This window comes from Cupriavidus ulmosensis (assembly GCF_977008105.1).
In genome coordinates this window covers 222465-233732 of the sequence record NZ_CDRMWP010000003.1, presented here as the reverse complement: position 1 = coordinate 233732, position 11268 = coordinate 222465, and the positions used below count along the sequence as shown (strand labels likewise).

Here is an 11268-nt window from a genome sequence, read left to right as displayed (position 1 = left end):
CGCCGCATGCGCCCTCGAGCAAAAGCACTGCTTGACCTTACCCCCATGGGAAGGTCCATAGTGTAATTGAGGACGGCATGGCGGCGACAGCGCCATGGCCACACAGTGCATTAAGCGGGGCAAGCCATGAACACTGCGACGCAATTGCTATTTGATGACGTGTTCGCGGTATTCCGGCGGGCATGCGACCAGCAGCAGTACGGTGTGGCCGAGCACCTGCTAGCCGCCCTGGAGCGATTGGCCGGCGGGGACAATCGCTTGCTCGACGAGGTCTACCTGTCGTTCGCGTCGCCCGGTTCTGCGGGCCGGGCGACGCCGGAACCGCCGGTGGCTCGAGCATGATGAAGACCTATACTGAAGACAGATCCGCGACGGCGCTACCGCGCGTCGGCTCGGAGCGCCCAATGCGTAAGCATATGAAACAGTTTTGGCGTGTCGTCATGCTGCTGACCCTGGCGCTGGCTTTGCCCCTGCGGGCGCAAGCCGGGCCGTTGGACAGTTGCTGTGTCGCCGGCCTGGCTGACATGCCTGCTCATATGCCTGTGCAAGGGGCGCAGGCCAGTGTCGAGACCGCCAGCCCGCATGACTGCGTCAGTCACAGCTGTGCCGGCGACCGGCATGCCAGCGGCCCGTCTCGTATTCCCTGCACGTCCTCCGCTTGTGCGGTCTTCGCTGGCACGCCGTTAGCAACCGGGTCCACCACGGATGCATGGACCAGCGTTTTGGTCGCCCATCCGGAATTCGCGTATCTCTCCGTCGTTCCGGCTCGCCTCGAGCGCCCGCCGAAACGCGTCCGTCTGTAGCGCAATCCCGCCACACAGCGTTGCCGCAGCTGGCGCCTCCGCGCCACGCGTGCTCCTGTCTGACTTAGCCATTTGCAGTGTTGCCTGCCGCCCGCTCTTGGGGTTTAGGCGGTCCCTGCCTATACGGAACGAGGAATAATCATGAAATCCCTGCTTCACGCTCTTGTGGGCGCCGTCGCCCTGGCGCTCTCGCTATCGGCCGTCGCCGGACCTGATTGGTATGTGATCGAAAAGGCTCGTGCCGCCAAGCGAGCTGAGGCGCAACAACAGAAACAGCAGACGGAGGACCACGCGGCGATGATGCGCGACCATGCCGCCATGATGCAAAAGTGTCGCGAAATGATGGGTCAACCCAAGTAACCGAGCCCGCGCTCCGGTGCCTGCGTTCGCGTGGCTCGCCGGAGCGCTCCCCCGGATGGGCTACCCCGTCTGCATTAGATCTGGGGCAAACCGCACGATGTGCCGGAAGAGCCCAAACGCTGCTACCATTCGCCTCAAACCGAGTCTTCCACGTGCGTACCCGTTTTCGCCGGCTTTGGCTTGCCGCCTTCCTGTTGAGTACATTCCTGACAGTTCAGCTGGCAGCGGCCGCCTACGCCTGCGCGGGCAGCCGGTATTCGATGGAAGGGATGGCGGACATGGCCGGCATGACGGAGTCCTGTCCGGACATGACGCAGAAGGCCGAAGCGCCGGCTGCCCATAATGGCTTGTGCCTGGAGCACTGCCAGCTTGGCTCCAAGTCGGCCGACCACCCCAGCGCGCAGATTCCTGCGTTCCAGCCCGTGCTCGTCAATCTGGTTGAGCCGGCGTTGGTACCGGTAGTCGTCAGCCAGCGAGCGGCCTACGCCGACGCGGTGCCACGCGGGCCCCCTCGCCCCCTGCCCATCCTCCACTGCTGTTTCCGAAACTAGCCTCCGCAGCAACGCCTACTATCGTGCCCTGAACCATAGTCTTCAGGGTGGTCGTTGCTTTGCGGAGGCTTTATGCATTTGCGTTTTCCCTTTGCGTATGGGTGCCGGCTGACGCTCGCCCTTACGCTGTTCGCCGCTGCCCATCCCGGATGGGCGCAGCCCGCGGCCGCACTCTCCGTGCAGGAAGCCGTGGCGCTCGCGTCTTCCCGCTCGACGGATGCCGAAACATCGCGCTCAGCGGTCCAGTCCGCCATCGAGATGGCGGTGGCTGGCCGACAGTTGCCAGACCCGGTCCTGAAGGTCGGCGTCAATAACGTGCCGGCTGATGGCCGCGACGGGTTTTCCCTCGGCACAGACTCGATGACGATGCGCTCGATCAGCCTGATGCAGGAATTCACCCGATCGGCCAAGCGCGAGGCCCGCGCTCAGCGTTTCGAGGCTGAGGCCTCGTCGGCAGAGGCCCAGCGTACGGCGGCGCTGGCGACGGTGCAGCGTGGCGCCGCCACGGCCTGGCTGGACCGCTGGTACGCCGAACGTGCCTACAGCGTGCTCACCGAGCAGGCGCAGTCCATCAAGCTGATGGTGGAGGCGGCGCAGGCTGCCTATCGCGGCAACCGCGGCTCCCGTGCGGACATCCTGGCCGCCGAACTGGAACTCCGGCAACTGCAGGATCGCGAAGACGAGGCCCGCGCCGCACTGGGGTCAGCCCGAGCGATGCTGCGCCGCTGGGTGGGCGAGGCCGCAGAGCGTCCCCTGGCCGAACGCCCTGGCCTCGAGGCGCCGGCCTGGCTCAACACCCTGGACGCCGACGGCGTGGCGCAACTGCCGGACGTGGCGGCGGCCGAGGCACAGGTGGGCGTCGCCGAGGCGGAAAGCCGGGTCGCTCGGGAGAACAAGATCCCGGATGTGAGCGTGGAACTGATGTACAGCCAGCGCGGCCCCGCCTACTCCAACATGGTTTCGCTCAACGTCTCACTGCCGCTGCCCTGGGACCAGAAGCATCGCCAGGATCGGGAACTGGCCGCAAGGCTTGCGCAGGCCGACGCTGCGCGCGCGCAAGCCGAGGTCGTACGCCGCGGCTTGCTCGGGCAGTTGCGCGGCAAGCAGGCGGAGCTGGCGCTCAGCCAGGCGCGGCTCGAGCGCTATCGGAGCACCACCGTGCCGCTGGCCAAGGCACAGACCGAGGCAGCCCTGACCGCCTATCGAGCGGGCGCCGGCACCCTGACCGCTGTGGCCGATGCCAGCCGCAAGGCGCTCAATATTTCGCTTGAGCGCCTGAAGCTTGAGGCTGCCACCGCCCGACTCTGGGCGGACCTGACCTTCCTGATGCCGTTACCCACCGCAGTCCAGCCCACGTCACTGCAAGGAGCTCAACCATGAACAAGACCACGATTGCACGGACGGTGGCAGGCCTGATGGTGGTGGCAAGCGTTGGGGCTGCCTATTACCTCGGTCAACAACAAGGGCGCCAGCAGTCGCCCGCGTCGGCAACCGCGGGCGGCGGCGCCAGCGGTGCCGCCCTCAAGGCGGGCGACATTGACCCGAAAACTGGCAAGCGCCTCCTCTACTGGCACGACCCGATGGTGCCAGGACAGCGCTTTGACAAGCCGGGCAAGTCGCCGTACATGGACATGCCGTTGTCGCCGGTGTACGAAGAAGCCAGCGGCGGCGCGGCCGTCACCATCGACAGCCGCATGACACAGAACCTTGGCATCCGCACGGCCGAGGTGAAGACCGGCCGGCTGGAGGCCGCCTTGCAAGTACCGGGCAATGTCGCGATCAATGAACGCGGCATCGAAGTGCTGCAGGCCCGCACCAGCGGATTCGTAGAACACGCGTATGCCCGGACCACCCTCGATCCGGTCCGAAAAGGTCAAGCGCTGGCGCAAATCTATGCGCCGGAATGGGTCGCGGCGCAGGAAGAATACCTGGCGGTCAACCGGATGGATGGCAGCCTACAGCGCGAGCTGCGCGAGGCCGCCATTGCGCGCATGCGTCAGGCTGGCATGACCGAGAGCCATATCCGGCTGGTACAGTCCACCGGCAAACTGCAGCCGCGGCTGACGATCACCAGTTCGGTGGACGGCATCGTCACCGAAATCGGTGCGCGCGACGGCATGACGGTCTCACCGGGAACGACCCTCTTTCGCATCGCGAGCCTTGCGACCATATGGGTCATCGCCGAGGTGCCTGAGAGCCAGGCCGCCCCGTTGCGGCCCGGACAGACGGTGTCGGCCACCGCCGCAGCCTTGCCCGACGAGACGCTGTCGGGCAAGGTCGATGCCATCCTGCCGGATATCAGCGCCGGTACCCGCACGGTCAAGGTGCGCATCGAATTGCCGAACAAGGCACGCCAGCTGTTGCCCGGCATGTTTGTCTCGGTGCGCTTTGACGCCGCCCCCGGACCGGATCGCCTGCTGGTACCAACCGAGGCGCTGATCCGTACCGGCACGCGCACGGTCGCCATGGTGGCATCCGGCCAAGGCGGATTCAGCCCCGTGGAGGTCAAGACCGGCGCGGCTGCGGGCGGCCAAACCGAAATCATTGAGGGTCTCAAAGCGGGCCAGAAGGTGGTCGTTTCCGGACAGTTCCTGATCGACTCGGAGGCGAGTCTGCGCGGCACTGCACAGCGCATGACCGCGCCCACGGCCGCGTCGGCAGCCGGCGCGTCGGCCCCTGGTGCCGCAGCAGCGCCCGGGCCAGAACATCAAGGCGTCGGCCGGATCGAGGCCGTCACCGAGCAGAGCATGACGATCTCCCACGGGCCCATTCCGTCAGCGCAGTGGGGCGCCATGACGATGGAGTTTGGCGCGCCGCCAGCCGGCATGCCCAAGGGATTCAAGCCGGGGGATCAGGTCCGGTTCCGCTTCCGACTGGACAAGGACGGCGTGGCGACCCTGTCCGCGGTCGAGTCGGCTGCCGCCGTTGCGGGAGCGAAGCCATGATTGCCCGACTCATCCTCGCCTCCATCCGCAATCGCTTCCTGGTGCTGCTCGCCACCGTCATGGTGACCGCGTGGGGACTTTGGGCGGTACAGAGTACGCCGCTCGACGCCTTGCCAGACCTGTCCGACGTGCAAGTGATCATCCGCACGCCCTTCCCTGGGCAGGCGCCGCAGATCGTGGAAAACCAGGTCACCTATCCGCTCACCACGACCATGCTGTCGGTGCCCGGGGCCAAGACCGTGCGCGGCTACTCGTTCTTCGGTGACTCCTATGTCTATGTGCTGTTCGAAGACGGCACCGACCTGTACTGGGCGCGCTCACGCGTGCTCGAGTACCTGAACCAGGTGCAATCGCGGCTGCCCGCGGCAGCCAAGCCCGCGCTCGGACCCGATGCGACCGGCGTCGGCTGGATCTATGAGTATGCCTTGGTCGACAAGACCGGCCAGCATGACCTCAGCCAGTTACGGGCGCTACAGGACTGGTTCCTGCGCTTCGAGCTCAAATCGCTGCCCAACGTCGCCGAAGTGGCCTCGCTCGGCGGCATGGTCAAGCAATACCAGATCGTGCTGATGCCGGATCGGCTGCGCGCCTATAACCTGTCGCAAGCCAAGGTGCTGGCAGCGCTCAAGGGCGCCAACCAGGAAACCGGCGGCTCGGTGCTGGAGTTGGGTGAAGCCGAGTACATGGTCCGGGCGACCGGCTATCTGAAAACGCTGGACGACTTTCGCCAGATTCCGCTGGTGACGAGCGACGCTGGCATCCCGGTATGGCTGGGCGACGTTGCCACCGTGCAACTCGGCCCCGAGATGCGGCGTGGCATTGCCGAACTGAATGGCCAGGGCGAAGTGGCCGGCGGCGTCATCGTGCTGCGCTCAGGCAAGAATGCCCTGGAGACCATTGAAGCGGTCAAGGCCAAGCTCGCCACCTTACAGAAGAGCCTGCCCAAGGGCGTCGAGATCGTTACGACGTACGACCGCTCGGCACTGATCAAGCGGGCGGTGGCCAATCTCACCACCAAGCTGATCGAGGAATTTGCGGTCGTGGCGCTGGTCTGCCTGGTGTTTCTGTTTCACCTGCGCTCGGCGCTGGTGGCCATCGTCTCGCTGCCGCTGGGCGTGCTGGCCGCCTTCCTGGTGATGCGCTACCAGGGGGTGAATGCCAACATCATGTCGCTGGGTGGCATTGCCATCGCCATCGGCGCGATGGTCGATGCCGCGGTGGTCATGATCGAGAACGCGCACAAGCATCTCGAGCACTGGCATGCCGACAATCCGCAGCGCGAACTCCGCGCCCATGAACACTGGCGCGTCATCGGCAAATCTGCCGCCGAGGTTGGGCCTGCCCTATTCTTCTCGCTGCTGATCATCACGCTGTCGTTTATTCCGGTGTTCACACTGGAGGCGCAGGAGGGCCGGCTCTTCTCGCCGCTCGCCTTTACCAAGACCTATTCCATGGCGGCCGCAGCGGGATTGTCCGTCACCCTGGTACCGGTGCTGATGGGTTACATGATCCGCGGCAAGATCCCGTCGGAGCAGGCCAATCCGCTCAATCGCTGGCTGATTCGCGGCTACCAGCCGCTGCTCGGCAAGGTCCTTGCATATCCGAAGACCACCCTGGCGATCGCCGCCGTGCTGCTCATCGCCACCGCGTGGCCCATTATGCGCATTGGCGGCGAATTCATGCCGCCCCTGGATGAGGGCGATCTGCTCTACATGCCCTCGGCGTTGCCAGGCCTCTCCGCAGGCAAGGCCTCCCAGCTCCTGCAGCAGACCGATCGGCTCATCAAGACCGTGCCGGAGGTGGCGACCGTGTACGGCAAGGCGGGCCGCGCCGATACCGCCACCGATCCGGCGCCGATCGAGATGTTCGAGACCACCATCCAGTTCAAGCCCAAGGACCAATGGCGTGCCGGCATGACCACCGACAAGCTGGTCGAGGAACTGGATCGGGTCGTCAGGGTGCCAGGGCTGTCCAACATCTGGGTGCCGCCGATCCGCAACCGCATCGACATGCTCGCCACCGGCATCAAAAGCCCGGTGGGGATCAAGGTCGCCGGTACCGACCTGAAGGAAATCGATCGCCTGGCCACGCGCATCGAGGAGGCCGTCAAGACGGTTCCGGGGGTCACTTCCGCGCTGGCCGAACGGCTCACGGGCGGCCGGTACATTGACGTCGATATCGATCGGGGCGCTGCGGGTCGGTACGGCCTGAACATTGAAGACGTTCAGGCGATCGTCTCATCGGCCATCGGTGGCGAAAACGTCGGCGAAGTGGTCGACGGGCTCGCGCGCTTTCCCATCAATGTCCGGTATCCGCGTGACTATCGGGACTCCATCGAGCAACTGCGCAGCCTGCCCATCGTGACCGACAAGGGGCTGCAAATCACGCTGGCCGACGTTGCGCGCATCCAGGTCGTGCAAGGGCCGCCCATGCTGCGCAGTGAAAACGCGCGACTCTCCGGGTGGATCTACGTCGACATTCGCGGCAGGGACCTGCGCTCTGCCGTGCAGGACATGCAGGCGGCGGTCGCCAAAGCCGTCCCGATGCCAGCCGGATACTCCCTGAGTTGGTCGGGGCAGTTCGAGTATCTCGAGCGCGCCACCGCGAAGCTGAAGGTGGTGGTCCCGTTCACGCTGCTGATCATCTTCGTCCTGCTCTATCTGGTATTCGGCCGTCTGGATGAGGCACTGCTCATCATGGGCACCCTGCCGCTGGCCTTGATCGGCGGCTTCTGGTTACTCTATCTGCTGGGGTACAACCTATCGGTCGCGGGGATTGTCGGCTTCATCGCACTCGCCGGGGTCGCTGCGGAATTCGGCGTCATCATGCTGCTCTACCTGAAACACGCTTGGCAAGCACGGCTCGAGGATGGGCAAAGCAATCTCGCGGCCCTGCTCGATGCCATCGAGGAAGGCGCCGTGCTGCGTGTGCGCCCAAAGGCGATGACCGTCGCTGTGATTCTGGCCGGCCTGCTGCCGATCATGTGGTCGCACGGCACCGGCTCAGAAGTGATGCAGCGCATCGCTGCGCCAATGGTCGGCGGCATGGTGACGGCGCCGCTGCTGTCCATGTTTGTGGTCCCGGCGGTGTATCTGCTGCTACGCCGCCGTCAGATCAAGCAAACTTCCCTTTCCCCCAACCTCACACCTCAGGAGGAATCGCAATGAAACACCTCAAGACCCTCGCCGCCGCCCTGGCCATCATTGCCGCACCGGCTGTGTTCGCCGTGGGTTCGATGGACGGCATGGACATGAAGGCACCCGCTGCACCCGCTGCCTCACAACAAGCGGCTCGGCCGGTGTCCGCAGAAATCAAGAAGATCGATGCGCAGACCGGCAAGGTTACGCTCAAGCACGGCCCGATTGAGAACTTGGGTATGCCCGGCATGACCATGGCGTTTCCGGTCAAGGATCGCGCCTCGCTTAGCAAGTTCAAGGAAGGCGATGCCGTGTCGGTGACCTTCGACAAGGTGGATGGCGCGCCGACGGTCGTTGACATGCAGCGCAAATAATCCGCGCCATGCGCGTACGGCTTGCTGCCAACGGCCGTGCGCGTTCTGACCCGCCGGCAGGGCCTAGCAACGTCAAGCCGGTAGGCATTGGCGCCTTTGCGCAACGATCCTGGCTAGCCAAATCCGAATCGAAATCAGACCGTGCGCCACAACCCTTTTGATCTGCCCCACGATGTCCTCGTCGTCGTCCTGAGCTCACTGGCAATCATCCTTGGTATGCTCGGACTGTTTGCTTGGTATCTGCGACGACAGCACGGCTCTCGCCGGCGAACCCCCAACCAGCATGGCACGGTCTCGCGCAAGCGCACCAGGAGGTCGACGAGACGGCGTAAATAGCGGTCGGAAAGGGGGCGTCCACGGGTTACCTGCTTGCCGCTACGGCGCGCACGGGTGGGGGCTTGGCTTCCATTGAATCATCATGGTATGGGCGACGTCGGTGCCCAGGCCGCCGCTACTTTGCTTGCATCCGGGCTAGCAACAGCTCAGGCCACCCATCATGCGCTGATGCATCAAAAGCATGCCTACCACACCAAGGATGGCAAGCACGCCGATGGCAGCGCACACAATCAAGATGACTTTCCAAATTGACGATTTGTTCACGCTTTGTCTCTCATAATGCCAGCTGATGCCGGCAAAGTGTTTCCCTTTCTCGTCATCCGGCACAACAGGATAGCTGGCTCACGTCTTTACTGAACGTCTGCGCCGCGAGCTTCAGGCCCTCGACCATTGTCAGGTACGGAAACAACTGGTCTGCCAGCTCCTGCACGGTCATCCGCGCCCGGATCGCCAATGCTGCCGTCTGGATCAGTTCGCCTGCTTCCGGCGCCACCGCCTGCACGCCGATCAAGCGGTCCGATCCTGCCTCGGCGACCAGCTTGATGAAGCCGCGCGTGTCGAAATTGGCGAGCGCGCGCGGCACGTTGTCGAGCGTCAGCAGCCGGCTATCGGTCTCCATGCCGTCGTGGTGGGCTTCCGCCTCGCTGTAGCCCACGGTGGCGACCTGCGGGTCGGTGAACACGACCGCCGGCAATGCGCTCAAATCGAACGCGGCATCGCCTCCGGTCATATTGATCGCCGCGCGGGTGCCGGCCGACGCCGCCACGTAGACGAACTGCGGCTGGTTGGTGCAGTCGCCGGCGGCGTAGATATGCGGCGCCGTGGTGCGCATGCCATTGTCGATGACGATGGCGCCCTGCGCGGTGACCCTCACACCCGCCGCCTCCAGTGCCAGCTCACGCGTGTTGGGCGCGCGGCCCGTGGCGACCAGCAACTGGTCGGCGCGGATCTCGCCGTGTCCGGTAGTGAGCACGAATTCGCTGTCGGCGTAGGCCACCTGGCTGGCCTGCGTGTGTTCCCGCACTGTGATGCCCTCGGCGCGGAAGGCGGCCGTGACGGCCTCACCGATCGCCGGGTCCTCGCGGAAGAACAGCGTGCTGCGCGCCAGGATCGTGACCTGGCTGCCGAGCCGAGCGAAGGCCTGCGCCAACTCCACAGCCACCACCGACGAGCCGATCACGGCCAGCCGCTTCGGCAGGGTGTCGCTGGCCAGCGCCTCGTTCGAGGTCCAGTACGGGGTGTCCTTCAGACCGGGGATCGGCGGCACCGCCGGACTGGCGCCAGTGGCGATCAGGCAGCGGTCAAACGCCACCTCGCGCTCCCCGCCTTCGACCACGCGCACGCTCAGGGTGTGCCCGTTCTGGAAGCGGGCCTCGCCGCGCAGCACCGTGATGGCAGGCGTGCCTGCCAGGATGCCCTCATACTTGGCGTGGCGCAGCTCATCGACACGCCCCCGCTGCTGGCCGAGCAGGCGCTCGCGCAGGATCGCCGGTGGCGTGGCCTGGATGCCCCCGTCGAACGGGCTTTCGCGACGCAGATGAGCGATGTGGGCCGCGCGGATCATGATCTTGGACGGCACGCAGCCGACATTGACGCAGGTGCCGCCGATGGTGCCGCGCTCGATCAGCGTCACCCGCGCGCCTCGCTCGACGGCCTTGAGCGCCGCCGCCATCGCGGCGCTGCCGCTACCAATGACGGCAATGCGCAGGGCGCTGGCTTGGTCCCCGCCCTTGTCGCCGCCGCCCAGCCAGCCTAGGGCCTTGTCGAGCGGGCTGCCGCGATTTTCCGCCGGCGGGGCCTCGGCGAGCATGGCCCGGTAGCCGAGTCCGGCCACGGCCGCGGTCAGCGCATCCGGCCACGTGTCGGGCTCGGCAGCGATCCGCGCCGTCCCCTTCGGGTAGGACACGACCGCCGACCGCACGCCCGGCACCTTCTCCAAGGCATCCTTGACGTAGACGGCGCACGCGTCGCAGGTCATGCCAGTGATCTTCAGGTGGGTCATGCCACAGTTCCTTCTATCATGGCCAACGCGCGTCAGCCGCGTTTGGCCAGCAGTTCACAGGCGTCCGGTGCGCCGCAGCGCTTCGCCGGCGAGACGAAGTCCCAGATCGATACCCCGACCATGAAGGCCAGGCCGACATAGAGCAGCGCTTCGCTGCACCAGCCAACCATCAAATACACCGCGGCCAGCACAAGGAGCGGGCCGATCACGCCGAGCGCGGTCCGTTGCCACTGCCGATGGTTAAGCCATCCGATCCCATTGGCGAGCAGCGCGATGCCAGCGAACGCCGGCAGCAGGATACGAATGAACAGTCCCTCGTACTGACGCAAGAAGCCCAGGCTAATGGCCGCGCCCAAGCTGGCGATAGCGGGAAAACAACTCGCACAACCCATCGCCGAGACGACGCTGCCGAGGGCACCGGCCTTGTTGACCATGCGCATGATCAGTCCCATGGCGTCGCTCCCTCGCTCCCGTGGCTTACTGCTTGACGCTGGACAGATAGCCCGCGTTCTCGGTCGCCTTGGTCAGTTTCTGCACGCTGGTCTTGGCATCATCGAAGGTGACGACGGCCTCGCGCTTCTCGAAACTCACGCTGGTCTTACTTACGCCGTCGACCTTGGAGAGCGCTTTCTTGACCGTGATCGGGCAGGTCTCGCAGGTCATGCCCGGCACGGACAATGTGACGGTTTGCATCGCGGCCCATGCGGGAGCGACGGCGGCGGCGAGAGCGAGGGCGGCAAACAGCTTTCTCATGGCGAAC

At 65.3% G+C, this 11268-nt stretch carries 12 protein-coding genes; 9 read left to right on the top strand and 3 right to left on the bottom strand.

The window, feature by feature from the left end; all coding sequences use genetic code 11:
* The first annotated feature begins 126 nt into the window (after positions 1 to 126).
* The 9 genes from ACWTPI_RS35050 to ACWTPI_RS35010 all read left to right on the top strand — a co-directional run bounded on the left by ACWTPI_RS35050 (position 127) and on the right by ACWTPI_RS35010 (position 8758).
* Entirely contained in the window at positions 127 to 342 is a 216-nt protein-coding gene (locus tag ACWTPI_RS35050; RefSeq protein WP_454733285.1) for a hypothetical protein, read from the top strand.
* A complete protein-coding gene (locus ACWTPI_RS35045) occupies positions 339 to 803 on the top strand; it encodes a hypothetical protein (RefSeq protein WP_454731563.1) in 465 nt (154 codons plus the stop codon). Before ACWTPI_RS35050 ends, ACWTPI_RS35045 begins: the two co-directional genes overlap by 4 nt.
* 141 nt (positions 804 to 944) lie before the next feature.
* Positions 945 to 1163 (top strand): hypothetical protein, encoded by a 219-nt coding sequence (locus ACWTPI_RS35040; protein WP_454731562.1) that lies wholly within the window; start codon positions 945 to 947, stop codon positions 1161 to 1163.
* Positions 1164 to 1315: 152 nt separating this feature from the next.
* Positions 1316 to 1714 (top strand): copper resistance protein, encoded by a 399-nt coding sequence (locus ACWTPI_RS35035; protein ID WP_454731561.1) that lies wholly within the window; start codon positions 1316 to 1318, stop codon positions 1712 to 1714.
* 72 nt (positions 1715 to 1786) lie between these two features.
* The gene (locus ACWTPI_RS35030) at positions 1787 to 3094 is read left to right on the top strand and encodes a TolC family protein (protein ID WP_454731560.1); all 1308 of its coding nucleotides are present in this window, start codon (positions 1787 to 1789) and stop codon (positions 3092 to 3094) included.
* Positions 3091 to 4659, top strand: a complete 1569-nt coding sequence (locus ACWTPI_RS35025; protein ID WP_454731559.1) for an efflux RND transporter periplasmic adaptor subunit — start codon at positions 3091 to 3093, stop codon at positions 4657 to 4659. The genes ACWTPI_RS35030 and ACWTPI_RS35025 overlap by 4 nt, the downstream gene beginning before the upstream one ends.
* A complete protein-coding gene (locus tag ACWTPI_RS35020; protein WP_454733270.1) occupies positions 4656 to 7826 on the top strand; it encodes an efflux RND transporter permease subunit in 3171 nt (1056 codons plus the stop codon). Before ACWTPI_RS35025 ends, ACWTPI_RS35020 begins: the two co-directional genes overlap by 4 nt.
* The gene (locus ACWTPI_RS35015) at positions 7823 to 8170 is read left to right on the top strand and encodes a copper-binding protein (RefSeq protein ID WP_454731557.1); all 348 of its coding nucleotides are present in this window, start codon (positions 7823 to 7825) and stop codon (positions 8168 to 8170) included. Before ACWTPI_RS35020 ends, ACWTPI_RS35015 begins: the two co-directional genes overlap by 4 nt.
* A 423-nt stretch (positions 8171 to 8593) precedes the next feature.
* Complete coding sequence (locus ACWTPI_RS35010; protein ID WP_454731556.1) at positions 8594 to 8758, top strand: hypothetical protein; 165 nt, start codon at positions 8594 to 8596, stop codon at positions 8756 to 8758.
* 64 nt (positions 8759 to 8822) lie between these two features.
* Here the strand turns inward: ACWTPI_RS35010 and merA are convergent, their stop codons facing one another.
* Genes merA through merP form a run of 3 tightly spaced genes read right to left on the bottom strand, consistent with a single transcriptional unit; the run spans position 8823 to position 11261 of the window.
* Complete coding sequence (gene merA / locus ACWTPI_RS35005) at positions 8823 to 10508, bottom strand: mercury(II) reductase (RefSeq protein WP_454731555.1); 1686 nt, start codon at positions 10506 to 10508, stop codon at positions 8823 to 8825.
* Positions 10509 to 10540: 32 nt separating this feature from the next.
* Positions 10541 to 10960: an organomercurial transporter MerC gene (merC, locus tag ACWTPI_RS35000; RefSeq protein ID WP_454731554.1), complete on the bottom strand. Its 420-nt coding sequence runs from the start codon at positions 10958 to 10960 to the stop codon at positions 10541 to 10543.
* A 25-nt stretch (positions 10961 to 10985) separates the two neighbouring features.
* A complete protein-coding gene (merP, locus tag ACWTPI_RS34995) occupies positions 10986 to 11261 on the bottom strand; it encodes a mercury resistance system periplasmic binding protein MerP (protein ID WP_454731553.1) in 276 nt (91 codons plus the stop codon).
* Positions 11262 to 11268 lie beyond the last annotated feature (7 nt).

Excerpts from the sequence above, each read along its gene's own strand:
- ACWTPI_RS35050 (WP_454733285.1), top strand. The coding sequence starts at position 127 with ATGAACACTGCGACGCAATTGCTATTTGATGACGTGTTCGCGGTATTC.
- ACWTPI_RS35020 (WP_454733270.1), top strand. The coding sequence starts at position 4,656 with ATGATTGCCCGACTCATCCTCGCCTCCATCCGCAATCGCTTCCTGGTG.
- merP (WP_454731553.1), bottom strand. The coding sequence starts at position 11,261 with ATGAGAAAGCTGTTTGCCGCCCTCGCTCTCGCCGCCGCCGTCGCTCCC.
- ACWTPI_RS35010 (WP_454731556.1), top strand. The coding sequence starts at position 8,594 with ATGGGCGACGTCGGTGCCCAGGCCGCCGCTACTTTGCTTGCATCCGGG.
- ACWTPI_RS35025 (WP_454731559.1), top strand. The coding sequence starts at position 3,091 with ATGAACAAGACCACGATTGCACGGACGGTGGCAGGCCTGATGGTGGTG.
- ACWTPI_RS35045 (WP_454731563.1), top strand. The coding sequence starts at position 339 with ATGATGAAGACCTATACTGAAGACAGATCCGCGACGGCGCTACCGCGC.
- merC (WP_454731554.1), bottom strand. The coding sequence starts at position 10,960 with ATGGGACTGATCATGCGCATGGTCAACAAGGCCGGTGCCCTCGGCAGC.
- ACWTPI_RS35015 (WP_454731557.1), top strand. The coding sequence starts at position 7,823 with ATGAAACACCTCAAGACCCTCGCCGCCGCCCTGGCCATCATTGCCGCA.
- ACWTPI_RS35030 (WP_454731560.1), top strand. The coding sequence starts at position 1,787 with ATGCATTTGCGTTTTCCCTTTGCGTATGGGTGCCGGCTGACGCTCGCC.
- merA (WP_454731555.1), bottom strand. The coding sequence starts at position 10,508 with ATGACCCACCTGAAGATCACTGGCATGACCTGCGACGCGTGCGCCGTC.
- ACWTPI_RS35040 (WP_454731562.1), top strand. The coding sequence starts at position 945 with ATGAAATCCCTGCTTCACGCTCTTGTGGGCGCCGTCGCCCTGGCGCTC.